We start from the raw sequence: 22,038 nt of genomic DNA on the forward strand, positions 1-22,038 counted from the left end.
CATACGCAAGCTTGTCTATGCTTCGAACATAAGGTGCCCGAACCGTTCCGGCACATGGAAATTGACCGCCCCCGTCGGCGACCAGGCATCGAACGTCCGCTTTCCGTCCTCGCCCTCGTCGATCCGGAACCAATTGATCCGCCAGCAATCTCCCGGCTGAGGCGCCCGCCCCAGATCCGCGAACGCGATCGCCGCCTCATAGACAAGGAGCCGCTGCGGCTCGCTGACATAGGTTACCGTCGTCCGCAGCAGCCGGGCATCCCACTCGGGCTGGAACAGCTTGTCCTTGCCCGGTTCGCATACGATTCGCGAATCGAAGACAATATTATGCGGGCTGATATTGAATTCATAATACGCTTCCGCGTCTTCCCCCGGCCGGATGAAGCATTCCACCACGTCCGCTTCGAACAAGGGCTCATCCCGCTTCGTATAAGGGCTGACAATGCGTTCATCCTCGCATTCGAAACGAAGATATAAGCTCCGATCGGACCAGCAGGCCTGAACCTGGGTGCGGTAGCGCGGAGCTTCCCCGGTGGCGACATCGGCCAGGACGGCCGCCTTCGCTTCCTTCCAATCCGGTTCGCCGTCTGGAACGCGGCGGCATATGTAGCTGGGCACCGCGCTATCCGTTGCCTTGCTGGATACTGCTTCTGTGTTCGCCTCTGATGTCATTGCCATCTTCCTTCCTCTGTCCATCTCGTTGTTCCGGCTCGTTCATTATAGCAAATTCGCCCCGCCGGAGCAGGTGCCGGTTTGCCGCGCGGCCCATCCGGGTAAAGTATGGACAACCCTATGCAGCAAGGAGGGAAGCCGAATGCCCTGGAACGAGCACAATTATCCTCCGTCCATGAAGCATCTGTTGTCCGAGGTGTGCCGACCAAGGCGATTGAGATTGCCAACGCTTTGTTGGAGGAAGGCATGGAAGAAGGGCGCGCGATTGCGATCGCGAGCACTTCCCGGACCATTCCGGGCAGGAGCACGTCCTTCATGTCGTCCCGGCCGGCGAGGATTGGGCCGTGAAAGCCGAAGGGCGGGAGCATCCGCTCATGACGGCGCCGACGAAGCAGGAGGCCGTTCAATACGCGCAGCATCGGAAGGCGTCCGATGGAGCCGATATCGTCATTCACCGGCAAGACGGCACCATTCAGAGCCGCCGCACGACATGATGCGATGACCCCTTACGAGCGCGAATGCCCGCGCAGCACGGCTCTGGGGCCGTGTTGCACGGGACAACGGTGGAGCGTATTGGCTCAGAAAAGGGCTGGCCTTTTCGCGATGCGTCTGCTACAAGTGACCTTTATTTTTGTAAAATTCATGGTAAAGCTTCATTAACGCCCGCTTCTCTATCCGGGAGACATAGCTGCGCGAGATGCCCAACTCCTTGGCGATCTCCCGCTGTGTCCGTTCCTCTCCACCCCCATCCAGACCGAAGCGGCCGCGAATCACTTCCTGCTCCCGCTCATCGAGAATGTCCAGATTCCGGTAAATTTTGCTTTTCTCAATCTTGAGCTGCACTTTATCGACTACTTCATCGCCGTCCGTGCCGAGAATATCGATCAGCGTGATCTCGTTAACATCAGGTGTTTATCCGTTTTGTGTTTGCCGTACGCGGAAGTGATCAAGGAATCCAAAAGACCGTCTTTCTTCAAGAAATTACGCTTCAACTCGGTTATTATATTGTGGTTTCTCTGGTCTAAAAAGCATTCCAGTACATCTAACGTATTCAAAAAATCTTCATCTATTTCCAAACTTCTCGACGCATATTCATTTCTTAACATTTCAAAGCGCAGTTCATCCACTTCTAATAAACAGTCCACAATCTCTGGATATTGTTGTCCCATCTCGTAGTAGAATATAGAAATAAGAACCTCTCCATTTTGTGAGTATTGATTGATCATTTCATCAAGTCCCCCTCTATGAGAAAATGATATCCATATGTATTAACGGACATGTTTTCACTCTATCACCGTTCGCCTACATATCTTGTCGAAGGCCGTCGAATTGCATTTCAAAATCGATACTAGTATCGATTTTTCTTTACATTCCCGCATCAAATAGTTATAATAAATATTTTCAAAAACAAAAAAGAAGACCTTTCTAGGCCTTCTTTTGAATCAAGTGTTCTACGTGTTTTTTCTTTACTCTTGCCACGTTGCACGTTGCAGCATTGTCGGCAAAATGGGCGGTTATCGCGTATTTTGTTTCCGTCACCATCTTGATTCGTTTTATATTCACAAGGTTTCCATTATCAAGCTGCTTAAATTGAGGAAAAGCAACTTTACACGATTCGAGGGTCAGCAAGACGGTGAAAACCCCGACAGTCGTATGAAATCGAGGAACAAAATAATTTTTCTTTGGTTGAAATACATCTATGAAGTATATTTCCCCGATTTTGAATGAATCATACTCGCCGGTTAATCGGTCATCTACAACCCTGACTCCGAGTATTTCGATGTCTTCTTTCATTATCAATCCTACTTACTTATATTTCTTTAGTTCTGCCGGAAGCTTCGGGGAACCGATAAATGTCTTTAGATTTCGAGCGGAGATCTTCGCGCTCGTCTCCAATACTTTCGACAGTTTTCTCGCTATAATTTTCTTCATTCCCGCCCCCTCCTTTCCTCGGTAGTATTAGTATTGCCTGGATTAGAAATATTAATGCAATCGAAGATGATTGAAATTACAAATTAGATACGACAATCAAAACAGACGTAGCCTTAAATTTGAAGTTTGTTAATACCCGATCAATCGTCTCCTCATATGTATTCGGCGAGAATAGAATCATTATAATGGTTGCAACACCAGTAAATATTAGCACTAAAATACTATTAAGTACAATATGAGGCGCAATCGAGAAAATTGCTGCGGATACAATAGTGCATGCAGTTAATGATTTCATGTGTACTCCGCCTGAAAAATATCGAAGTACCCCGAAGCCGACAACTGCGATCATTGTATCTATTAATTTCCCCGTAATCCAACCAATCAAACAGCTAATTAACACGGTAAAAATAAAATTAAAGATCACTCCAAGCGCATACTCCATAACTCCGACGCTCGTTTCCCCCTCTGGATCTGCTTCTTTAATTCTGAGGGCAAGCTTATTCGCTAATCCTTCTATCATTAATCTTCAATATCCCTTCTAAGCGACTGAAAATACAATGCCGTGAATGAAATCAGCAACAACGGAGCAACATATACTATCTTCATATTTAACAATGCAGGAAGTGAAATAGATAGAACCAATAATGTCGTAACAGACCAGAATAATAATGCTTTGTTCCGGGATGTTGTATAATCCTCCTTCACACTAAAGTCGTGTGGCGGGCGGATTATAAATGAAAATCCTAGATTGAATTTTTTTAGAACATATCCAATAGTGAACGCAAGAGTGATTGATAACGCCTGAACAAAATTAACCTCAATCCCTGTGTTTTGTAAAACAATATGCTCATTCAGAAAACCAATGCCTAATAAGATACCATAAATCCCAACTTGGAGAATCAAATATCCTCCAAGTCCAGCCCCGGTTATTATCGCGCCATAAAATAGCTTGATCCGCATAACGAACCTCATAAAGAGAGTAAAGAGCAATACTTGCATGGATAAATCCATGGTTGGAACATTTAGGATGATCCTTAAAACGAATGATACAAGAGCAATAAAGACTGACATGGTGCCTAATTCTAATATATACTCCTTGACTGGAAGCCTATAGAGTTTGAGTATAAGAACAAATACCGCAAATGCATCCAGTATTCCAAGGGATATATAAGTCGCTGTTGAGCCCAAATTACCACCTCGATTTGATTTAGGATATTCCTAAGACAACATTATACTATCAGATTGACCAAAAGAAATTAAAAAGCCTCGGGACTACTCCCGGGGCTCTTGTTCTACGCTCGAACAAAAAATAAATACCCCGCCGATCACCTTCAGCGGGGTAGAAAAAGAGTATGGAGGGCCTGAGCGTCAATCAGAGCAATCCTTACCAAGAAGAAACAGGGTGGTCCCTCTGAGGTTTCCGTTGAGGGGAGAAGTCGCCCGCCTCCGCCCCGGTTGCTGGAATTATCTCTTCTTGGTACTCCTAATTTATGCGTTAAACTGAATGATTGACCCAACTAAAACCTAAAGTACACAATAGTAATGATACAATATATCTTTGATCCGCAGAAAAAAGGAGCCCCACCAGCACAATGCCAGCAGAGATCCTTTTCACCAGTGCTTATTTCCCCATCTGCTTCAAGAGCCGATCGGCTACAACGGCCATTTCAGCCCGCGTAATCGGTTCATTCGGCGCGAATCCATTCCCCCGACCATTCATAATGCCGGCGTCCATGACCCTACGGATCGACGCCTCCGCCCAATGGCCGGCATAGTCCGGCTGCTTCGGTTTCTCCAATGCCCCCAGCTCCTTCTCAATCATTTTCACAAACTCCGACCACCGCGGCAGAATCCGGCTCGGACAAGCCTTACCGCTCCAGTGCTTATGCGGTACAACACGGCTGACCGGTATGCCGTGCCGCTTGCACAACAGCGCAATCAGCTCCGCCGCCCGCTGCCACGCCTTGGGCTCATCCATGCCCTGGTACATACAGACCTCGATCCCGATTGAGGTCGTATTGCCGGCGTTGGTTCCCGCATGCCAGCCCTGCTCATCGTCACGCAAATGCTGGTAAATCTCTTTGTCATCAACCGTATAATGCCAAGATGCCTCCCGGCCACCGCTGCCGTTGAGGATATAACGGCTATGCGACTCAGCCGTAGCTCCAGGGGCGCTATTATCCGTATTGTGGATCGTGATATACTGCGGCTTCATCGACCGGCTCGGCTTGTTCGGCCGGCCGTCGGGAAGCAACCGCTGCTTAATTTCGATGGTCATCGTTAACTCCCCCTTTGCCCTTCAGCACTTCGACCGCCTGCTTAATACCGGGCGGGAGTGGCACGCCAAGGCGTCCGCCGTTCTCAATGATCGACAGCAGTTCATTGGCCAAATAGAAAAAAATCGTTGCATCTCTCAACATGTGTTGATCCCCTAGCACGCTGTCCACCTGGTGCCCCACGGCCACCACCAAAAAAATGAACACCTTTCGCGCGATGCCGATAAGGCCGATGCTACTTTTCAGCTTACCTTCGGCTCCAGCCGCCATTACGCCCGTGACATAATCAATCGCCACTACAATCAGCAATACCGTAAGTAAAGACGGCCAGCCGCCGAACGCGTGCGCAATAACAACGCCAAATAAGCTGGCCGCTCCACCGGCTGCCAGCTGCTTAGGCGCGTAGTCTCCTACGATCTGACTCAACGCCAATATTAATTTTTCCACGTCATTTCCCCCTCAATTAAAATAGCCCCCGGGTATCCCGAGGGCATAAATATAGCGCCATACCATAGGGCAGGCGCTTATTTCTCCGTTTCTTCGATGATTTCCCGACACTCTTCAGCCGAAATGTACTTAGGAACATACGACTGAAGCTTATCTTCATCAGCAAATCCCTTGCGCCAGCAGTCCATAAGAAATGCGAAAAATAGGCTCTTCATTATGCATTACCTCCCGGCGTATCCATCATACCCATGAGGGCTAGTTGCATTGCGTCGATCTGTTTGCGTAATTCTTCGTTTTCAGTTTGCAATCTCTCAATGGGTCCGGGTTCACTCTGCTTAACCCGTTCAGCTTCATAAACTGCCTCATATTCTTCAGTTGTGATGAGCAAAATATCCTCGTGTTCCGGGATATCCTCCTGCTCCGTGATGACGTAAAAATCCCTTGTTCCTGTAGGGTATACTTGGGTGCCCGGGACAAATTTTTCGAAATCTAATCCTTTGTAGTCATAATTTCCCCCGCGCTCTCCAATGGCGTTTATAATCTTTACTCCAATCATGTTAGCCCTCCTAATCTCTGTATGCGTGTGCTCCAAGAAAGTTAACAATTCCCGTAATTCCTGTCCCCCTCGCTGCCATTTCGTAGCTGAAGGATAAACCATCCCGTGTGATAAGTGTGTGTTTGCGTGAAGTCGGTGAGTCTTGTCGCGCCACATATAATTTTGTCTTGCTAAGGAAAACAAATTCGTAGGCATTACCACTGCCGTCTGGCATTGAAAAATAGGCTGTGCCCGATTGGTTTACAACCCTAACAGGGTTTCCACTTTGAGCAATGAATATGGAACCATCCCGAGTAATTGCATGTGTTCTAAGAACATCCAAGTAAGATACCTGGCTTTTTGATATAAGTGTACCTGCATGGTCATATACCTCATAGAACCCATTGCCTGCAAGGTCTTCCGTCGTAACAAGCACAACATCATCACCTACCGCAAAACTCCTCGGCGGGAGCGCTTGTGGAGCGCCCAGATGTACTGCCCTCACAACAGTTCCGTTTGGCGACACCTCATGTAGTTCTGACTGAAACCTTGGTGGATCACCTGATGATGTTTGTCGGATTAGTACGATATTATTATCCTTATTGATAAACATCACGCTAATGCCGGTATAACTGTTGAGCATATCAAAAAACGCGCTTGTTAGCGCGAGGTTGCCCCTTGCCTCCTGCATACCCGTGATTGCAGCAGCCAGTTGGTCAAAAGTGCTATTCGCGGAGGCTGGCCCGCCGCCTTTGTCGTTGATGGCCCCCGCGACCTTCCCCTTACCGTCAACGACAGATGACTTTACATTATCGATCTCCTCAAGGACGTTGCGCGATTGGACTGTCAGCGCACCGTTTACGACTAACCCGCCCGTGATTGTGCCGCCTGAGCGCGGCAGGCTGGCATTTTTGGCGTTTGTCTCGGCTTGGTTTGCTTTTTCCTGGGCTCCATCAGTAGTTTCCTTTGCATTCCATGACGTCCGCTCCGCCGCCGTAATATGCTTCACCGCGTCAGTCGCGTGTGCGTCCAGGTCTGCCTGCTTGGCGGCTCCGATAGATTCGGGCGTGATATTAGATAGGTCAATATCATCCACTTTCTGATCGGTGTATGCTTTCGCCTCATTCAAGGCTTTCGCTACCTTTTCCTCCATCTCCTTATTGGTTGCGTATACTAAGGAGCCATCAATTACCGCACTGACATTCTGGGCGTTCTGTATGATCGTAACCGCATCAATGTATTTTTCTATGACGTCCGGTCCACCTTCGGGCGGGATGTACTCCGCATTATCTCCGGCATTGGCGTAGCAAAACATAATTTCCCCAACGTCGGGATCCTGCGCGAACACGCCAATTTCCCTAAAGTAAAACCCTGATTGCAATCCCGCGTTGGAAAGCATAGTCCCGACAACCGCCTTACCGTCCGGGCGCACTTCGAGCTTTTTGATATCAAGGGACTTTTTCGCGCTGATTAGATTGTTGAGGGTCGGGATCGACTGCCCTCCTAATTTTCCGTCCCCCACTTTGATACGAGTATATTTCAACTCGATTCCCGTTTGCGCTTTTGCTTGCAGGGCACGTCCTTTATTCGTGATAATCATTCCACCAAATGCCCCCATGTTACACCACCTGTTCTATTGTCAGATATTCACCCATGTGCAGGGCGTTTCCAAAATACAAATTCAGATCCTCGGCCGTGATGATCTCGATTCGTTCCAGCCATGAGCGTGTGTTTTTGACGGAGTTTACAGCGGCCAGAAACTCCTTGGCGCGCTCATGGGTTGCGGATGGATCAGTTACGATAACCCGGAAGTATCCGGGCTCACCGCCGTATTCCCACCACTCCACCACATCGCCACTGTGAAAGATAGTCCTCACCAGTTCCTCTACCGCCGACGGTGTGCCCTTCCGCCGGTGCCAGGCAAGCGAGTTTTTGACTAGCTCGCGCTTTTGCTCGATAGGCAGCGACGGGTCATAGAAATCCACGTGAAACTGCCATGCAAGCTCGTCTACCCACTGCTCATCCAGCGTGTCGATGTGATGGAGTATCGCAACGGAGGGCATGAGCTCTGTCACTGCTCGCAGCTCGGTGTCGATCGCCTCGGCCGCAGCCCTCACATTCTCATCCTCCCGGAGATTCGGGGGGATGAGGTCAACCAACCGGATCTGTCCGATATCAATCATCTTCCAGCCCTCCATACGTCACCTTCGGCGCGGAGGCAATGGCAACCTGCGTCTTTCCGGCGACGGAATGGACCGGGGAACGCACGTCTACACGGCGAGCGCCAGCATTCATGACCCTGCGAATCAAATCTGACGGAATGATATCGCGACCAATACGGGCTTTTTGCCAGTGGATATACGATTCAACGGCCTGCTGTATGCGGGCCTGAATGTTCGCGGCGTCCGTCGCGTTGCGGCTGTCGATCCAGTACGTAAGATCGATGTCGTAGCTGACGACATCCGGGGCTAAGACGCTGACTTTGTCGGTCAAGGGCCTAACTCGTTTGTCGTTGCAGATGTCGTAAACGGCATCGAGCACGTCCTGGGTTGGTAGCTCCCCGCCCTGCATCAACACCCGGATCTCCACCTCGACAGGAGCAGGGGACCATACCAGGACATCCATGATATCCTTGTTCGCGGATTTCGCCCAATACTCGTATGCGCCGGTTGGCCCCGCGACGGAAAAGCGTTCCGGCGACGTATAGATCCGCTCTCGGTATCGGTCATCGTCTTCCCGGTCTGTTCCGCCGCTGCTCTCCGTCAGGTTTTCCACCCGGTCAACCCACGGCAGCGGATCCACCAGCGTATTGATCTGGCCGGGGATAAAGCCGTTGCCCGTCAGTCCCGGCGCCAGACATTCGCACGGCACATCGACATGCAACGCGCCCGGCTTGACCTCACCGACTGTGACGGTCGCAAAGAACAGCTCTCCGCCTGGACTCACCCGGATGCCCGCCGGGATGAGCACCGCTTCCGGCCGCGGTGCAGACAGGTGGAATCGTACCGTTGTCTTCGCGGGCTCCGCCTGCAGCCGCTCCGTCTCGACCATCGCGCCGAGGTGGTCCAGATAGTCACCAGTTGCATAGCGGAGCAGGTTTTGCTTGGCCGTATGATTTATCACCACGCGCTGCTGTACGATGAGCTGAGCAATGGACAATAAAAAGAGGCGAACCGGGTCCGCTGGATACAGCTTGCGACCAGATAACGCCTCATAACTCGTAATCATATTTTGGACGGTCTTGTTTACGTCAATGTCTACAAACTGTATGTCAGGAAGATCAATCAGCGCCAACGTCCTCCGCCTCCTCCTCAATCAAGTTGTAAGCCACACGAGGGTATACTTTCCCACCCTCCCCAGGCTCTACCGTGACGCCGGTAACCTCCACGCGCGGTTCATACTCCTGGACCGCCTCAATTACCCGCATCGTAAGTTGAGACTCAAGAAATGGAGCCGGCACGTCCTGCGGGACGTCGAGACCGAAAGCCCGGTCAAGCGGCACGGTGACGGCCACGGTGTCAACGATGCACCGGACATTCTGTTCGATTTCTTCGGCCCGCGTGGCCGGATGAAAGTTCACCTTCATTTCAAATACTCCTTTAATTGGATATCTATGTCCGCTGTAAGTAGCCGGCCCTGCGCATCGATGCGCTCCCAAGACTGCTCCAAGTGAGTAATGACCCAACGGTAACGACCGATAGGTGAACCGCCTATCGTCAGAGCATGCGGCTTGCCGGCACGATGTAGCTTCGTGAGCTGGCTGACTTCGTTCCGGACGTTGATGCCGAAAAGGTAGTCAAGCCGTATTGTTAGACGCGCCTCATCGAGTCCTGGGCCAATCGGCTGCAGGACCGGGCTTTTCCCCAATACCTCAATTTCTGCAAAGCGGTATTCGCCCGAGCGGCTGAAGTTATCAAAGGTACGGATTTTGTGAGCTGTTACTAAGAAATTGATAGGTCCTAGGCTACCGATCATGTGACAGCCCTCCCTAGCATCACGGCCGCAAGCGTACTATCCGGCGGAGCCTCGATGTCGATGCCGCTGCTGGAGTAGACAGCTTTGTAGCCGGTCAGCTCCTGCGGCTGCCCCTTGACCACGCCGCGCAACCCGAGGATAAATGTATCTTCCGCCTTCCAGCCGTCCGGATATGGGGCGCTGGCAGCCGTACCGCTCACCTTGGCAACATGGACGGCGGCCGGGGCTGCAGACGGCAGTTGCTCCCCCTGGATGTAATAGCAGCCCCCAAGACAAAAACCGTCGTTCGTGGCTGCCGATAGAAACACACAGACGACGGTATCCTTTAATTTCGGCAACTGCGTGACACCTGGCGGCATGATGACGGGAAGCAAGGCGGACACAGCGGAATCCTCATCGAAAAAGGACACGCGTACCGCGCCTACTTCCGGCGATACCGCCGTAACTGTTCCGATTTTGACTGTTCGTTGGTTCATACTCATCACCACCCCAATGTTCGCCGGATTTCCAGGCGGGTTGTGTATCCTCCGGAATCGATCTGATGCGTCGCCGAATCTATGATGTATGTCCCCGAGAACTGGCCGATGCTCAGGAGCTTGATCGTGGTGGCCGTCATCAGGCGGGGATCACCGACTACGGTCAGTTGCGCCCGGCCCGCCTCCTTGTTCTTGTCCCGGAGGGCATTGCGCGCCACACGTAGCCCCTCCGCCTCGGAATCAACCTGCTGATTCAGTTTCAGCACCGGTCCGCTCTTCGGCGCTCCTGGGACTCGGTACGTGGCGGAAATAGTCTTCTTCTTTTTGGGCGTCGTGTAGGACACCTGGCACGCGACATACCGGGTGTTGCTCGACGCCCAGCGGAACGAATAATCGACGGCGTGGCCGGCGGCGATGTCAATCGTCACCTGCGGAGCCTTTTTCTCGTAGGTTGCTTCATCGAACAGGACGAGCGTCCCGTTTGCAACCTTGATCCCAACGCCCTCTTTCGCGGCCTGCTGGTACAAGAAGGCGGTATCCGTCTGCTCGGTCTGGTCAATGCGGTCATAGGACGGGTTGAACTTGACGTCGTATACAAGCTTCAAACCGCCGCGCTTTGCTATGTCCTCAGCAATGCGCTTCAAGGTGACTTTTTCCCAGACCTTCGTTCGCTTGGTCTGTTTGATTTCATTGGCTGCCGGGTGGGACGTCGCCCGGATCGTAACGAGTGAAGGCGGTCCCGTCACTTCCAGTTCGTCAACGAAAAACGTGCCCAGGTTGAATTTTTTTACGACGCCAGGCTTAACCTGGTCGGCCGTCTCAATAGCAAGATGGACCTTGTCGCCCTCGCGTGGAGCCCAGGAGCTGATCCACTGGCCGGCGCGGTCCTCAACAACCAAAGAAAGATCGTCCAGCTCTCCGCTTGAGCCGTCGGAGTATATAGCTGAAACGATCTTTCCGGTGAAAGTTTTTGTTACCTTTTTGCCGTTGTATGTGACGTGTACGGTCGTCTTTCTCAATCTTCGTCATCCTCCCTCCACGGCGGCAGGTCGGCGTCCGCCTCCTGTTGCGGTTCTGGAATCTGCAGCTCGACGCCGGAACCAAAAATGACCGTATCGATGTAGTCGGGATTGACGTCCATCAGTACGGCCATTTGCGTCTCGCTACCCATCTGCTGCAGGGCGATAATGTCCCAGGTGTCGCCCTGGGTGGTAATGTATCTACGCAAGGCTGACACGTCCTTTCTGGCGGGTTGCTTCTTGGATGGCTCCCAAAAGGTTACGCTTATACTGATCCAACTCGCGGCGTAGCTCTGCAATGGCCTTATCGTCGGCATTGCCTTGGATCGTGATATGCAAATCGCCGATCGTTACATTTCCGGCGCTCGCTGCTGGAACTGCCGCTAAATTTGGGCTTTCCAATTTCGACCTAAGCCCGCCGGTGCTGTAATCCCGGACGCCCAAGGCCTTTCCAACCTTGTCATACAGAGACAATGCGCGGCTTCGCTTGTTAGCTGCCAATGGGATATAGGCTTCCGGACCTTTCTCAGCGAAGATCCCCATATGTGGCTTGGTTCCGATTCCACCGTCTTCATAGGCTTCCACTTTCTCTTTGGGTTTCCCAAAAGATTCCATGCGGGAAACTAGTTGCTCAAGAGAAGGGGGCCCTAAGCCGATTTGGGTGAATAAGGTTTTTATCTCTATTTTCTTCTCATCTGGCAACCCGGCAAGATTTCGAGCAAACTCGTGAATTTTTTTGATTACTGCCTCGGTGTTTGCCTTCTGATCTGTCGTTAGCTCGTTATACTTTTTCGCAGCTTCTTCTATTGGAATCTCAAGACCAGCTTCGATTTCAGCGAGTTTTTTAAAATTGTTGAAGGCCGTCACTGCTGCGTCCGAAAGTTCCTTGACGTTTTGTTCAGCTTCTTCCTTTTTTTGATTGGCTTCATTATATTTTTCGATAACTTCATCCAGACTTTTTTGTAGGGCTTCCGTCGTTGTTGAAATGCCGCCAGATGATATTCCGGTTTCTTCGATTACTTCCTTTGCGAGTTGCCGCAAAAGCTCGTCTTCTTTCTTAGAATCTATTATTCTATGCTCTCTATCTGATTGTATTTTCTGGGCCCGCTCCCTAAACTTAATTAACTTTTGTGCTCTTTCTATTCCTGTGCGATACTCGTTTTCCCACTTTTTTTGTTCCTCTACGGCTTCCTGATACAGCTTCTTTTGTTCAGGCATTTCCGATTCAGCTTCGATTACCGCAGCTTGTAAATCTAATTTTTCAGCCTGCTGTTTCATCTTCAATTTATCACGTTCTATTTCAGCCTGCTCGCGAGATATTTCGGTTTTGGCACCCTCAGACTTCAGTATATTCGGGTTCATGTCGATCAACTGCTGCTCAACTTTTTGTAACTTTGCCCGGGCATTCGCTAATTCCTCCGCCGGTGCCTTTGCCTCGTCGATTTTCCGTTTCAGGCGGTCATATTCAGTTAAAAGCTCGTCCATTTTCTTCAACTGGCCGTCAGCCGCCTTGTAGTTCCCTAACGCGGTTTCCATTTTCTTTCCAAGCTGAATCAGGTCTTCTTTGGCTCGCCGGCTCCGGGTCGATATCATATAGATCCCACCAGCCACGGCCCCGGCTGCCGTAATCGCCCAGCCTACCGGTCCACTCAGCAGCCGCAGAGCCACACCCGCGCCGCCGATAGCCCGGGTAAGTCCTATCACGCCGCGTGTAACCTTTGTGATCGGGTAGGCTGCTGCAGCCATTCCGCCGAGGACCATGACGGCCTTCCCGTGTTTAGACGCGATTTCAGTACCCAAGTCGGCTACCTTTTTGAGCGACGGAGAAAGAGTCTTCATGGCCGTGATCTGCAATGTTTCCACTGCGGACCTGAACAGTTCAACCGACCCCTTCGCATTGTCCAGGCGCGTGGTCGCAACCTCCAAGGCTGTGACCCGGCTTGCCTCCGCGTAGAAGTTCCGAACGCCCTCTGCCCCTTCTTTGTACAAGATGTTCGCGGCCCGAACGGCGTCCGTCCCGAACATCGTCTTGAGCGCAACCTGGCGTTGCTGAGATGTTAGGTCTTTGAGTGCTTTGTTAAGCTCTCCTGAAATGACTTCAAGGTTCTGCATATTGCCCTTGGCGTCGTAGAATACGCTGCTCATAGCGCCGGCGTTGAACGCCATCTCACGGAATGCCTTATTAGCCTTATCGCTTCCGACCTTCGCGCCTGCTATTTTGGCGCTGTAGGTCATCATCGCATCGACGACATCGCGCGTTGCTGTAGATGCCGGCTTGACGCCTTGAGATTGCAAGAACTGCAAGGCTTTGGTTGCGTCGAATGTCATCAAGCCAAGCCGTTCGAACTCGCCGATTGCGTCGGCAGTAACCGGCGTAAGGTTCAGCAGCATCGTTTTTAACGATGTACCAGCATCGCTACCTTTCAGGCCATTGTTTGCAAATAGCCCCAGCGCGGCATTCGTATCGTCAAATGACAAGCCTACCCCCGAAGCGACAGCGGAAGCCTGGGAAAGTGCCATCTTCAATTCCATGACGTTCGTCGCGGAAGCGTTGGCGGTTCCGGCCAACATGTCGGCAGCATGCGACGCTTCCATGGCGTCACTCCGAAATGCGTTCATGGCCGTGGACATGATCTCGGCCGCGTCTGCGAGCTCAAGGCCCCCGGCTGCTGCCAAGTTCAATGCCGCCTCGATGCCGCCGCCTTTGATTTTTTCGGTGGAAAGGCCGGCCTTGACCAACTCTTCGATACCCTGGGCAGCTTCAAGGGCGGAATATTTCGTTTTCGCCCCCATGTCCAAAGCCAACTGCTCAATTTCACCCATCGCGTCCTTGGCAATCCCGCTGACAGCCTGGATGCTGGAAATTTGCTGCTCGAAGTCTATCGCCTTTTTAAAACTGGACATCGCAAAGGCCCCAACGCCGAGTCCGGCCACTGTCTTAGCCATCTTGGATTTGAGATCATCAAAGGCGGCGCTATTATTACGTAGTCGTTTGTCGAGCTTCGTTGACTGGTTGTAAACCTTCTCCAGCTCGGCACCGGCACCGCTCATAGAACGTAAAAAGGAGGCCTGTAGTTGGCCTCCTAATCGGTACGCTATTTCATATGTTTTCATCGGCTTTCACCGCCTAAATCATTGGCTATTTCAATCCACTCCTGCAGTTCGTCAAGCGGCAGTTCGAGCCAGTAGGATATTGGGGTGCGGAAGCGGATCGATAACACGGCCGCCCGTTCCCGGAGCAGCCGCGTCAAGCTCACTCGATCCCCTACTCGTCCCCCAAAATAAAAACCTGTACCAACCGCGTGATTTCCGCCACGTCTTTGATCCCCAAGGAAAGGATCAGCTCAGGCGGGCATTTTGCGGCGAAAGCCGCAATGTAGACCTGCATTTCTTTCATGATCTCTTTTAGGTTTGCGAGTTCGTTTCCCTGTGCCGAACGAACATATTGCCGCTCTGCGTTGATCAGGTCTCGACCTGTTAAAGAGTCAAAATCGAGATTCAATTCGGTATATTCTTTTCCCTCAAACGTGACGGGCTTTTTCAGCTTGTATACTTGTGCCATCGTTCATTACCTCCCTTACAGCCCCAGCATCCGGCGGCGGTTCTCGCTCCAGTCCTTGCCGTTGACGACGTATATATTATTCAACTTGTCAACCTCAAACAGCACTTTTCCGTCCTCTTCAGACTTGATATAGAGGACTTCAAGCTCTGTGCTTGCATCCATCGTTGCCAGATTGTCTGCCTGACCCATGTCAAAGTTCTTTGTGAACGCTTTGACCGTAATTTTTTTGCCAACATCAAAGTAATTAATTGCCGCTTTATCGAATCTCTGAATCACGCCCCGGAAAGTGATCAGGTGCGCTACGGGCTCCATGAGGATGACCGATGCCGGTTCCGGCGCGGTGCGCCATTTGAGACTCATTGTCATGGAGCTGAAATAGCCAGGCGTGATGCTCTCAAATTCCCCGCCGATACCCGCGCCTTTGATCTGCGTCGTGATCCCCTGCATATTCGGCAGCTGTACCGTAGCACTCCCCAAATACAGATCCGAATCTTTAAATACGCTATACTCAATCAGCTTTTCGTCAATTTGATTGCGCATGTTGTTTCCCTCCTTTTTAGGACGCCAATGCCTTGAGGTAACTGGTATCGAATTGCAGCGTGAACTCGATAGCTTCCGCGATCGGTGTCAAACCGACAAAGAGCTTGAATCTGACAATGCCGTTCATTAAGTCCTCTTCAGGGTTTTCCCCCGGGTCGTACTCAATTCGACCACCCAGGATGGCGCCAGCGGAAACAAGCCCATTAAATTTCAGGCTGATTTTATCAATGATCATCTGGATAAAATTCCGGTTGACCTGGCGATCGATGTCCTGGAAGGTGTCAGTGATCACGAAGTTGTTTATCCAAAACATGGTTCGCTTCGATGCAAGCATGTTGTCCTTCATGTCTTTGTTGTCCGGGTAAGCTGATGTCCGATTACCCCACAACACGAAACCGCCGATAAAGCGGAACGCCGTCGTGATGCCCTGGGCATTGAGCTTGTTGACTTGGTCCAGGCCGAGCAGCACCGGCGTGCCATCCGAAAGAACGCAGCCGTCCGCCACCATCTGGCGATTCGACGGCGACGCTGTAGGGATGCCGGCGTTGTCCGTATCCATCTGCCCGATGATGCCCGCAACATGCGTGCTCATGTGGTACTGCAGGCCGTTGTGGACCACCTTCGGCCAGCACACGTATGTGCCCGGGTCGTTCGCCTTTTTCCCGTCGATCGCCGCTGCGATCGTCTTCGCCGTCGTGGTGTCGATGTCGATCAACGTCACGGCCCGGAATATGCCGTTAATGTTCTGCGCCTTCGCGGCCATCGCGTCGGCCACGGCTGGATCTGCGCTAAATTTCGGCGCAAGAACGAGTTTCGGCACGTCTCCCAGCAGCGGCATCATGACATCGAGCAACTCCAAGCCCGTTCTGGTGTCCTCCTGGATGCCGCCGATGATGTCCGAGGCCTTGACCTTGGACACGTCCGGCATGTCGCAAGTCAGCGTCAAGCCGGTTGCCGGCACCTTAACCGCTGATCCCGCTGGAATGGTGATGACCAAATATCCCTCGTCGTTCAGTGCCACTTCATAATCTTTGTCCTTTTCCAGGTCCGCCGCACCTTTGAGCGTGACGGTATCCAGGACAGGGTAGAGGATTGACGTCTCCGTAACCTGTTTGGACAGGTCGATCGTAGCCGTGTTGCTCTTCTTGGCCTTGGATACATCCATCACGTTAACCAGGATGGCGTCACGCTGCTTGTATAACGTGAAATGCGACTCCATCGCCTCGTGAATGGTGTAGCTCTCAAAGTCGGTCGAATAACCGAAAATGGCCGCGGCCTCTGCCTTTGACGACACTCGAACCGGTTCGTTAACCGGCCCCTTCGGTGCCGTACCAAAAAAAACAGGCAACGCCGTATTTGCCGTCGTGCCTGTTACTGGTGTCGCTTTCTCGCGTACCCGCGAGCCGTGAAAAAATTCAGCCATATGCTTGTATCGCTCCTTTTTCATTGATGATATTCGGGAGATCCCATGCTGTAACAGCCGTCCCAAGGTAATACGGATAGGGTTGCTCCTCCGGAATAGTCCATTCGTAATCCGGACGGATCCGGAAACGGCCGCCGATGACCGGCTGCCGGAATAGCTCGATTTCGACGTACTCCATCAGGTTCATTAGGGCATACGCCCCTGGGCTCATGTTCTTGGTTCCGTCCGGTTCTTCTTCCGCCCGTCCGAATACGCCGAAAGTGAGCTCCACAAGCGTGTGGCGCTCAATGCCGGTACGCTTTCCTTGGTACGGTCGCACCTCTACGAATGGATAATCCGATTCTCGCCGCTTTTGGTCCGGCAGGGGAACATACCATTCGAAAACGTTCACCTGCTTGTACATGCCATCCAGTTGCCCGGCCTGTGCCCCCTGGGCCGTGTGATACGTTGCCAGGACGTCGCGAAGATAATCGGACAGGTTGCGCACCAAAAGAGATACTGTCATTTGATTCCAACCCCCTTCATAACTCGATTCATCTCGTGCTCAAGGCGTTGCTCGAGCTTCTTGGTCATTTCGTCCTCCAGCTTGTCCCGAATCTTGGCCGAGTTGAGCATGATCGGCACACCAGGGCCGTAAAGTTGCTCAATTGGCAACCGCTGCTTGCCGCGCCGGCGGAAAACGCCCAGGCTTCCGTTTTGCATATGCTGTACGAATGCGCCGGAAATCGGCTTCTTGCCGCCATCGCGCTTGACCGCAGCCTTTAACACTTTCGGCCGGCGCTGGACAACCCGCGACGGAGTTGTCTTGAATTGGATGAGCCGGATATTCCGGCCGCGTGACCTGAACTCAATCTCGTCATTTCGCTGTGTCAGTTTCAGGTTTCCGTATTTTTTTACATCACCAGCGCGAATGATGTATTCTTTCCGGACTTCCTGCACGGCTACCGTCTGCACCCTCTGCCCGGTTCGTGCGAAAGCGCGGTTGATTGCCTTTGGCGCATTTTGAGCCAGCTTTTTTACGGCAATCGCAGCCTCTTTAAAATTCTTTGAATCAGATGTAATCATTTCCGTTTCGCTCCAATCGGACCGTGACAAGGCCCTTTTCCTCGCCCGCCCCAATGACGGTATATTCCCGCCCATTGATGACCATCAGATCGCCCCGCACCGGGACATAGCCCAGGTCAGACAGGCGGACGTACATCGTCAACGTGACGTGATACAGGCCTTGCGGTTGACCGTCATAGCCGCCTCTGGAGATTAGGCGCTTGCGCTCATCAATGGAGTTGTGCGTGATAGTCACGCGCAACTCCATTCCGTCGACAACGGCCATTTCTCCCATCTCGTCCGGATTGATGAAGATGCTCAAGTCATCGGCCAAATAGTCGTTGAAGCTCTTCATTTGCCACGCTTCCGGCCCGTTGCCGGTGCTTCCGGCTTTCTCTCCGGAGTTTCTGCTGTAGGAGCTTCCTCCGGCTGCTTGTCTGCTGACGGGGCCTCTTCTTCCGGCTGCTCCTGTGCCTCTGCTGGGGCAGGGGCGGCCGACTCCTCGTCCACTTCCGCCGCGTGGCCCTTTTCCAAAAGCAAGGAAATGAATGATTGATCGTGGATATACTCGCGAACATTGTCACCAGGGGAAAGCAGATGACCGGCGTAGCCGATCGGTGTCTTTGCAATCATTTTTTTTGCCATGATATCGTTCCTCCTTATTGGCCGTCGCCGCTGGTTGCCTTACCTGGGTTTTTGTACAAGCCACGGGAATCCAGGACGGTCACACCATAATCAAAGTAAATGCGGAACTCCATACCGAGGCGGTCAAAGGCAACGTGCGTCTCAAGTGTCGGCTCTTCACGGCCCCGTAAGTAAGTGACCTCGATTGTGTCTACTGTGCTCGGATCAGCCGACAGATACCAAGCCGATGGGCTGTACGCATCCAGCTCTGCATCAACTATCAACGTAGTTGCATTGCGGAACACGTTGATTACTGCGCTGTTGCCTTGCGTCATGTCAGTTGGCGAATAGATGAACTTCATCGCCTCCGTTTCCAACGCGGCAGGTACCAGCATGTACTTCGGCGTCAAGTTCAGCGTAGCCAGGCCTCGAATGGCCTTTTGGAGGCGCATCGCGGTGCGCGCCTCGCTCATCGTCTTTTCGTTCGGCACGTCCAGGATGGTTCCCAGGTTTTTATGCGCTGCGTCAAACAGCGGCTTCCCGTCAAAAATGACCGGATTGGTTGCCAGCATCTTGTACACAAGACGATTCAGCCCGCGTTTGGCCGCTGTGACATAGGCGCGTGGTACGCGGTTGAGCATGGACAGATCGTCATTTATGAAGGCCTCACGTGTAAACCCCCAGCGCTTTGAGTAGGTGATCACCGACTTCGTAACTTTCTCATCCTTCATCGGATCGTCATATGGGATTTCCGCATTTTGCGGCGTCTTCTCCAGCTCACCAGCCTCGGAAATGCGGTAGTGCTCAGCGGCTTTAAAGTCGCTGTTGCTGCCCTTGCTTGTCCATGTTTGGAACGTGGTCGGCACCTCTTGATAGGCGTTAGACAACGTTTTGTCAACGGCGTTGGACAAAATGCCTTGGAATGTGCTGTCCGGGAACATGTTGTTGCCATCGCGCTGCAGCACGGTTTTGAGCAGTTCCCTGTCGTCCATACGGTGCGCATTTACCACGCCAGCTCGAGTAGCGCAGTCGATCGCAAGGTCGCGGAGACTCATGCCTCGGAATTCGTTCGCGCCGGGTGCCGGTTTCGCTACAACCACACCTGCGCGCAGAAGTAAGCCATCAGAAGCAGCAGCACGGATCTTGTCCGTTTCCTCCACCGTCACATGAACCGCGCCTAAGGCCGGCGTTTGCGGCTGTCGCGCGGTGCGCAACTTTTCAAGAATTGCATCTTTTACGGCGGATACCTCGGCGCCGCTCCGGATATACTCGTCCGGCTCGACGGAAAAGGTGCGGCACAAGTCCATAATCTCCGTCGTGCGCGCCCGTTCCGCCTCCGCCGCGTCTGGCTCCACTGAACGGGCAGCGGGTTCACTAGCTGGGGCAGCCCCCGACGTTGCGCCTGGTGCTCCTCCTGTGTCTGGTGCATGTACAAGTTCTTGTGCCGCAAGGGCAACATGTTTTAATCCTGGCATATTCAAGTCATCTCCTTCATTGGTTTGTGGTGGCGCTAGCATTGGATCAGCGCTTCTTCCGACGCCGACGGTTGGATCCGCTGGCGTAGGCTCAATACTAATTTCAAATGGCTGCCACTTCAGGGCCACATATGCAGGCCCCTGGTGGCGGCCGTTCGCGGACACGCTGCCCGCTTTGACTTCCTCCCAGTTGGACACCGAATATCCAACAGAAACGCCCTTGATGAAGCCTTTGACGACTTTCCGAAAGACTTTTTCTGAGTCCTCATCATCGTCAAAGCGCACAAGGGCGCGGGCCTTTCGAGTATTCGCATCTATCCAAGCCTTTTCGACGTCCCCGATAGGCATTCGTCCATATCGGGTATCCCGGCCGTGGGAAAAGAGGAGAACTCCGACCTCCTGGAGCCTGGATAAGTCCACTGCGCCGACATCATGGCTCAGAATTTCATTTCCAAACCATCGCTGGTACGGCTCTTCAGAGCTGAAAGACAGTTCGACGGTGCGTTCCTCTTCGTTGATCGTCGATCCGTCGATGCTCCATGCGCGTGTCAGTTCTCCTGTTTTCAGCCCGTTTCTATGCAGCACCGCCGGAATTCGATTTTTTGACACCTTCAGTTCCTCCTTTCATCATTTCCTGTTCAAGCAGCCGCTCGGCAGCGCGCTGCTCGATGACTTCCCGCCAGTCCTCCCCGTTTTCTGCGCAGATGCGCGCCAAGGTGGTTTGACTGGTCTCAAGCGCGATTTTGTTCGCCGCGACTTCCCGCGTCGGATCTATCCATGCGGAGCCCGACGGAATCCATACATGCTTGGCGATCGACTCAATATCCGCTTTCGGCGGTGCCGGCAATGCACCGACAAGGATCTGCGACGCAATAAATTCGTGAAAAATCGGTGTCAGAACCCGGTTTACCAAAGATCGGATATATCGCTTGTACGTCTTGCGATCCTCTACGACACCTTGACGTGCACTGGAGTATGTCACATTGCCCAGGTCGCGGCTGACTGCCTCATAGCTCAGCCCAACACTGGCCCCAATGAGGCGCAACATGGTCGTGACGTGCTGCGCGGTATTTGAGGACTGTCCGGACGGTATGACCGTCTGGACCTCATCCCCCGGGTTGAGCTCACCAATCATGCCGGGCTCAAGCGACATGCCGTCATATCTCCCCTCGACTGGCTTGATCATGTTGTTCAGACGGCCAGCCGGTCCCGCCGGAAGGGCCTTCTTGATGAAGACACCGAGACAAGCAAGTACACGCTCCTTTATATTCACGGCCTCCAAAAATTCGTTCACGTCCTTAACCCGGTTCAGGGCCGTCGCCAGCTCGGAAATCTCCCGGACCTGACGCGGATCTGACTTGTGGTGCCAGAAAATTACGTCTTCCGCCTTTATCCGGACAGACTCCCCTTGAACCTGTAACGTCCCCTTGTACTTTTTGAAGTGGTAGGCGACATGTTTGCCATATGAGTCGATCTCAACACCGTCAATGATCTCGTTTTTATTCGTCGATTCGATGCCGAACGTGCCGCTCGTGGTGTCAAGCTCATCCACGGTGCGTAGCTGCAGCTTAAACGGAAATCTTTTATCCTCGGTGTACACCTTGACAATAAAAATCCCGCCATCCACAATCCGGCGGGTAAGAATAGTCTCCAACTGCTCCGTAAAGTCCTGGGAGGCTGTGACATCACAATTTTCAGCTTTCGTCCACTCTTTCCACAGGCGCGTAATCGTTTCGGCCGCGCCGCCCTCCGCCTTTGATTGCAGCGCCAGGCCTTCGCCGATGACTCCGCGCTGGAAAGCCGCAAGGATGGCCTTGCCGATGTCGCTGTTCCGCTCCATGTCTTGCGCGCGGGCCCGGATCCGCTCGCGCTCCATCCTCACGCGCTGCTCATCCCAGCCCGTGGCCGGGTTCCAGTTGAGCGAGAGCCGATCGACACTCCCGGAATCAAATACGGCCATTCCCCGCCGCCAGGCAGCGCGCTTGTATGCCCAGCGCGGGGACACGGCGGCAATGGCCCTATCTAGTCGATTCATGTT

31 protein-coding genes and 1 pseudogene are annotated in these 22,038 nt (G+C 52.6%); 2 read left to right on the forward strand and 30 right to left on the reverse strand.

All coding sequences use genetic code 11. The features are described 5' to 3' along the window. Nucleotides 1-15: 15 nt before the first annotated feature. Complete coding sequence (locus tag OCY70_RS23140) at nucleotides 16-678, reverse strand: carbohydrate-binding family 9-like protein (protein ID WP_249725103.1); 663 nt, start codon at nucleotides 676-678, stop codon at nucleotides 16-18. Between the two features lie 102 nt (nucleotides 679-780). Here OCY70_RS23140 and OCY70_RS23145 point away from each other — a divergent pair, with 102 nt between their 5' ends. After that, the gene (locus OCY70_RS23145) at nucleotides 781-1,020 is read left to right on the forward strand and encodes a hypothetical protein (protein WP_306433932.1); all 240 of its coding nucleotides are present in this window, start codon (nucleotides 781-783) and stop codon (nucleotides 1,018-1,020) included. Further along, nucleotides 1,017-1,166 (forward strand): DUF2188 domain-containing protein, encoded by a 150-nt coding sequence (locus OCY70_RS23150; RefSeq protein ID WP_249725099.1) that lies wholly within the window; start codon nucleotides 1,017-1,019, stop codon nucleotides 1,164-1,166. The genes OCY70_RS23145 and OCY70_RS23150 overlap by 4 nt, the downstream gene beginning before the upstream one ends. Before the next feature lie 118 nt (nucleotides 1,167-1,284). On the opposite strand, the pseudogene OCY70_RS23155 reads toward OCY70_RS23150, so the two are convergent. From OCY70_RS23155 to OCY70_RS23295, 29 genes and pseudogenes are all read right to left on the reverse strand, one after another. Beyond that, a pseudogene (locus OCY70_RS23155) lies at nucleotides 1,285-1,572 on the reverse strand (sigma-70 family RNA polymerase sigma factor); the annotation flags it as partial. Then, nucleotides 1,557-1,898, reverse strand: a complete 342-nt coding sequence (locus tag OCY70_RS23160) for a hypothetical protein (protein WP_213428316.1) — start codon at nucleotides 1,896-1,898, stop codon at nucleotides 1,557-1,559. The gene OCY70_RS23160 and the pseudogene OCY70_RS23155, both read right to left, overlap by 16 nt. Nucleotides 1,899-2,097: 199 nt before the next feature. Next, nucleotides 2,098-2,466 (reverse strand): dipeptidyl aminopeptidase, encoded by a 369-nt coding sequence (locus OCY70_RS23165; protein ID WP_213428315.1) that lies wholly within the window; start codon nucleotides 2,464-2,466, stop codon nucleotides 2,098-2,100. A 12-nt stretch (nucleotides 2,467-2,478) separates the two neighbouring features. Continuing rightward, complete coding sequence (locus OCY70_RS23170) at nucleotides 2,479-2,604, reverse strand: hypothetical protein (protein WP_261944622.1); 126 nt, start codon at nucleotides 2,602-2,604, stop codon at nucleotides 2,479-2,481. Nucleotides 2,605-2,680: 76 nt separating this feature from the next. Continuing rightward, nucleotides 2,681-3,124: an accessory gene regulator ArgB-like protein gene (locus OCY70_RS23175; protein ID WP_249725096.1), complete on the reverse strand. Its 444-nt coding sequence runs from the start codon at nucleotides 3,122-3,124 to the stop codon at nucleotides 2,681-2,683. Further along, nucleotides 3,124-3,792, reverse strand: coding sequence for a hypothetical protein (locus OCY70_RS23180; protein WP_213428314.1), 669 nt, complete (start codon nucleotides 3,790-3,792; stop codon nucleotides 3,124-3,126). Before OCY70_RS23180 ends, OCY70_RS23175 begins: the two co-directional genes overlap by 1 nt. Before the next feature lie 433 nt (nucleotides 3,793-4,225). Then, nucleotides 4,226-4,882, reverse strand: a complete 657-nt coding sequence (locus OCY70_RS23185; RefSeq protein ID WP_261944621.1) for an N-acetylmuramoyl-L-alanine amidase — start codon at nucleotides 4,880-4,882, stop codon at nucleotides 4,226-4,228. Then, nucleotides 4,866-5,270 carry a phage holin family protein gene (locus tag OCY70_RS23190; protein ID WP_261944653.1) on the reverse strand — a complete coding sequence of 135 codons (405 nt, stop codon included), beginning with the start codon at nucleotides 5,268-5,270 and terminating at the stop codon, nucleotides 4,866-4,868. The genes OCY70_RS23185 and OCY70_RS23190 overlap by 17 nt, the downstream gene beginning before the upstream one ends. Nucleotides 5,271-5,404: 134 nt before the next feature. Continuing rightward, nucleotides 5,405-5,542: a hypothetical protein gene (locus tag OCY70_RS23195; protein WP_213431597.1), complete on the reverse strand. Its 138-nt coding sequence runs from the start codon at nucleotides 5,540-5,542 to the stop codon at nucleotides 5,405-5,407. Then, nucleotides 5,542-5,883, reverse strand: coding sequence for a hypothetical protein (locus OCY70_RS23200; protein WP_261944620.1), 342 nt, complete (start codon nucleotides 5,881-5,883; stop codon nucleotides 5,542-5,544). Before OCY70_RS23200 ends, OCY70_RS23195 begins: the two co-directional genes overlap by 1 nt. 10 nt (nucleotides 5,884-5,893) lie before the next feature. Next, nucleotides 5,894-7,480, reverse strand: coding sequence for a phage tail-collar fiber domain-containing protein (locus OCY70_RS23205; RefSeq protein ID WP_261944619.1), 1,587 nt, complete (start codon nucleotides 7,478-7,480; stop codon nucleotides 5,894-5,896). A 1-nt stretch (nucleotide 7,481) separates the two neighbouring features. Continuing rightward, complete coding sequence (locus tag OCY70_RS23210) at nucleotides 7,482-8,045, reverse strand: phage tail protein I (RefSeq protein WP_213431570.1); 564 nt, start codon at nucleotides 8,043-8,045, stop codon at nucleotides 7,482-7,484. Further along, nucleotides 8,038-9,156, reverse strand: a complete 1,119-nt coding sequence (locus OCY70_RS23215; protein WP_261944618.1) for a baseplate assembly protein — start codon at nucleotides 9,154-9,156, stop codon at nucleotides 8,038-8,040. Before OCY70_RS23215 ends, OCY70_RS23210 begins: the two co-directional genes overlap by 8 nt. Next, on the reverse strand, nucleotides 9,143-9,448 hold the full coding sequence (locus OCY70_RS23220; RefSeq protein WP_261944617.1) for a GPW/gp25 family protein: 306 nt from the start codon (nucleotides 9,446-9,448) through the stop codon (nucleotides 9,143-9,145). The genes OCY70_RS23215 and OCY70_RS23220 overlap by 14 nt, the downstream gene beginning before the upstream one ends. After that, nucleotides 9,445-9,837 (reverse strand): phage tail protein, encoded by a 393-nt coding sequence (locus OCY70_RS23225; protein WP_261944616.1) that lies wholly within the window; start codon nucleotides 9,835-9,837, stop codon nucleotides 9,445-9,447. The genes OCY70_RS23220 and OCY70_RS23225 overlap by 4 nt, the downstream gene beginning before the upstream one ends. Then, a complete protein-coding gene (locus tag OCY70_RS23230) occupies nucleotides 9,834-10,313 on the reverse strand; it encodes a hypothetical protein (protein WP_213431544.1) in 480 nt (159 codons plus the stop codon). The genes OCY70_RS23225 and OCY70_RS23230 overlap by 4 nt, the downstream gene beginning before the upstream one ends. Before the next feature lie 5 nt (nucleotides 10,314-10,318). Beyond that, nucleotides 10,319-11,332 (reverse strand): phage late control D family protein, encoded by a 1,014-nt coding sequence (locus OCY70_RS23235; protein ID WP_261944615.1) that lies wholly within the window; start codon nucleotides 11,330-11,332, stop codon nucleotides 10,319-10,321. Beyond that, nucleotides 11,329-11,541, reverse strand: a complete 213-nt coding sequence (locus OCY70_RS23240; RefSeq protein WP_213431496.1) for a tail protein X — start codon at nucleotides 11,539-11,541, stop codon at nucleotides 11,329-11,331. The genes OCY70_RS23235 and OCY70_RS23240 overlap by 4 nt, the downstream gene beginning before the upstream one ends. Beyond that, entirely contained in the window at nucleotides 11,534-14,446 is a 2,913-nt protein-coding gene (locus tag OCY70_RS23245; RefSeq protein ID WP_261944614.1) for a phage tail tape measure protein, read from the reverse strand. The genes OCY70_RS23240 and OCY70_RS23245 overlap by 8 nt, the downstream gene beginning before the upstream one ends. Then, nucleotides 14,443-14,589, reverse strand: a complete 147-nt coding sequence (locus OCY70_RS23250; protein ID WP_261944613.1) for a hypothetical protein — start codon at nucleotides 14,587-14,589, stop codon at nucleotides 14,443-14,445. Before OCY70_RS23250 ends, OCY70_RS23245 begins: the two co-directional genes overlap by 4 nt. Before the next feature lie 8 nt (nucleotides 14,590-14,597). Then, on the reverse strand, nucleotides 14,598-14,894 hold the full coding sequence (locus OCY70_RS23255) for a phage tail assembly protein (RefSeq protein WP_261944612.1): 297 nt from the start codon (nucleotides 14,892-14,894) through the stop codon (nucleotides 14,598-14,600). A 15-nt stretch (nucleotides 14,895-14,909) separates the two neighbouring features. Continuing rightward, nucleotides 14,910-15,434: a phage major tail tube protein gene (locus OCY70_RS23260; RefSeq protein ID WP_213431420.1), complete on the reverse strand. Its 525-nt coding sequence runs from the start codon at nucleotides 15,432-15,434 to the stop codon at nucleotides 14,910-14,912. A 16-nt stretch (nucleotides 15,435-15,450) separates the two neighbouring features. Beyond that, complete coding sequence (locus OCY70_RS23265; protein WP_261944611.1) at nucleotides 15,451-16,857, reverse strand: phage tail sheath family protein; 1,407 nt, start codon at nucleotides 16,855-16,857, stop codon at nucleotides 15,451-15,453. Continuing rightward, nucleotides 16,850-17,362 (reverse strand): hypothetical protein, encoded by a 513-nt coding sequence (locus tag OCY70_RS23270; protein ID WP_213431471.1) that lies wholly within the window; start codon nucleotides 17,360-17,362, stop codon nucleotides 16,850-16,852. The genes OCY70_RS23265 and OCY70_RS23270 overlap by 8 nt, the downstream gene beginning before the upstream one ends. Further along, nucleotides 17,359-17,922, reverse strand: coding sequence for a phage tail protein (locus tag OCY70_RS23275; RefSeq protein WP_261944610.1), 564 nt, complete (start codon nucleotides 17,920-17,922; stop codon nucleotides 17,359-17,361). Before OCY70_RS23275 ends, OCY70_RS23270 begins: the two co-directional genes overlap by 4 nt. Next, on the reverse strand, nucleotides 17,909-18,256 hold the full coding sequence (locus tag OCY70_RS23280) for a hypothetical protein (protein ID WP_213431576.1): 348 nt from the start codon (nucleotides 18,254-18,256) through the stop codon (nucleotides 17,909-17,911). The genes OCY70_RS23275 and OCY70_RS23280 overlap by 14 nt, the downstream gene beginning before the upstream one ends. Further along, the gene (locus OCY70_RS23285) at nucleotides 18,253-18,546 is read right to left on the reverse strand and encodes a hypothetical protein (RefSeq protein ID WP_213431463.1); all 294 of its coding nucleotides are present in this window, start codon (nucleotides 18,544-18,546) and stop codon (nucleotides 18,253-18,255) included. The genes OCY70_RS23280 and OCY70_RS23285 overlap by 4 nt, the downstream gene beginning before the upstream one ends. Before the next feature lie 14 nt (nucleotides 18,547-18,560). After that, the gene (locus tag OCY70_RS23290; RefSeq protein WP_261944609.1) at nucleotides 18,561-20,609 is read right to left on the reverse strand and encodes a prohead protease/major capsid protein fusion protein; all 2,049 of its coding nucleotides are present in this window, start codon (nucleotides 20,607-20,609) and stop codon (nucleotides 18,561-18,563) included. Further along, entirely contained in the window at nucleotides 20,575-22,035 is a 1,461-nt protein-coding gene (locus OCY70_RS23295) for a phage portal protein (protein WP_213431294.1), read from the reverse strand. The genes OCY70_RS23290 and OCY70_RS23295 overlap by 35 nt, the downstream gene beginning before the upstream one ends. Nucleotides 22,036-22,038: the final 3 nt, after the last annotated feature.

The sequence above is a fragment of the Paenibacillus melissococcoides genome, from assembly GCA_944800085.1.
GTDB classification, from domain to species: Bacteria; Bacillota; Bacilli; order Paenibacillales; family Paenibacillaceae; genus Paenibacillus_B; species Paenibacillus_B melissococcoides.

Bases quoted from the DNA above. Each gene is read 5' to 3' on its own strand.
- OCY70_RS23140 (WP_249725103.1), bottom strand. From the start codon at position 678: ATGGCAATGACATCAGAGGCGAACACAGAAGCAGTATCCAGCAAGGCA.
- OCY70_RS23145 (WP_306433932.1), top strand. From the start codon at position 781: ATGGACAACCCTATGCAGCAAGGAGGGAAGCCGAATGCCCTGGAACGA.
- OCY70_RS23160 (WP_213428316.1), bottom strand. From the start codon at position 1,898: ATGATCAATCAATACTCACAAAATGGAGAGGTTCTTATTTCTATATTC.
- OCY70_RS23165 (WP_213428315.1), bottom strand. From the start codon at position 2,466: ATGAAAGAAGACATCGAAATACTCGGAGTCAGGGTTGTAGATGACCGA.
- OCY70_RS23170 (WP_261944622.1), bottom strand. From the start codon at position 2,604: ATGAAGAAAATTATAGCGAGAAAACTGTCGAAAGTATTGGAGACGAGC.
- OCY70_RS23175 (WP_249725096.1), bottom strand. From the start codon at position 3,124: ATGATAGAAGGATTAGCGAATAAGCTTGCCCTCAGAATTAAAGAAGCA.
- OCY70_RS23185 (WP_261944621.1), bottom strand. From the start codon at position 4,882: ATGACCATCGAAATTAAGCAGCGGTTGCTTCCCGACGGCCGGCCGAAC.
- OCY70_RS23195 (WP_213431597.1), bottom strand. From the start codon at position 5,542: ATGAAGAGCCTATTTTTCGCATTTCTTATGGACTGCTGGCGCAAGGGA.
- OCY70_RS23200 (WP_261944620.1), bottom strand. From the start codon at position 5,883: ATGATTGGAGTAAAGATTATAAACGCCATTGGAGAGCGCGGGGGAAAT.
- OCY70_RS23205 (WP_261944619.1), bottom strand. From the start codon at position 7,480: ATGGGGGCATTTGGTGGAATGATTATCACGAATAAAGGACGTGCCCTG.
- OCY70_RS23210 (WP_213431570.1), bottom strand. From the start codon at position 8,045: ATGATTGATATCGGACAGATCCGGTTGGTTGACCTCATCCCCCCGAAT.
- OCY70_RS23220 (WP_261944617.1), bottom strand. From the start codon at position 9,448: ATGAAGGTGAACTTTCATCCGGCCACGCGGGCCGAAGAAATCGAACAG.
- OCY70_RS23225 (WP_261944616.1), bottom strand. From the start codon at position 9,837: ATGATCGGTAGCCTAGGACCTATCAATTTCTTAGTAACAGCTCACAAA.
- OCY70_RS23230 (WP_213431544.1), bottom strand. From the start codon at position 10,313: ATGAACCAACGAACAGTCAAAATCGGAACAGTTACGGCGGTATCGCCG.
- OCY70_RS23245 (WP_261944614.1), bottom strand. From the start codon at position 14,446: ATGAAAACATATGAAATAGCGTACCGATTAGGAGGCCAACTACAGGCC.
- OCY70_RS23255 (WP_261944612.1), bottom strand. From the start codon at position 14,894: ATGGCACAAGTATACAAGCTGAAAAAGCCCGTCACGTTTGAGGGAAAA.
- OCY70_RS23260 (WP_213431420.1), bottom strand. From the start codon at position 15,434: ATGCGCAATCAAATTGACGAAAAGCTGATTGAGTATAGCGTATTTAAA.
- OCY70_RS23265 (WP_261944611.1), bottom strand. From the start codon at position 16,857: ATGGCTGAATTTTTTCACGGCTCGCGGGTACGCGAGAAAGCGACACCA.
- OCY70_RS23270 (WP_213431471.1), bottom strand. From the start codon at position 17,362: ATGACAGTATCTCTTTTGGTGCGCAACCTGTCCGATTATCTTCGCGAC.
- OCY70_RS23275 (WP_261944610.1), bottom strand. From the start codon at position 17,922: ATGATTACATCTGATTCAAAGAATTTTAAAGAGGCTGCGATTGCCGTA.
- OCY70_RS23280 (WP_213431576.1), bottom strand. From the start codon at position 18,256: ATGAAGAGCTTCAACGACTATTTGGCCGATGACTTGAGCATCTTCATC.
- OCY70_RS23285 (WP_213431463.1), bottom strand. From the start codon at position 18,546: ATGGCAAAAAAAATGATTGCAAAGACACCGATCGGCTACGCCGGTCAT.
- OCY70_RS23295 (WP_213431294.1), bottom strand. From the start codon at position 22,035: ATGAATCGACTAGATAGGGCCATTGCCGCCGTGTCCCCGCGCTGGGCA.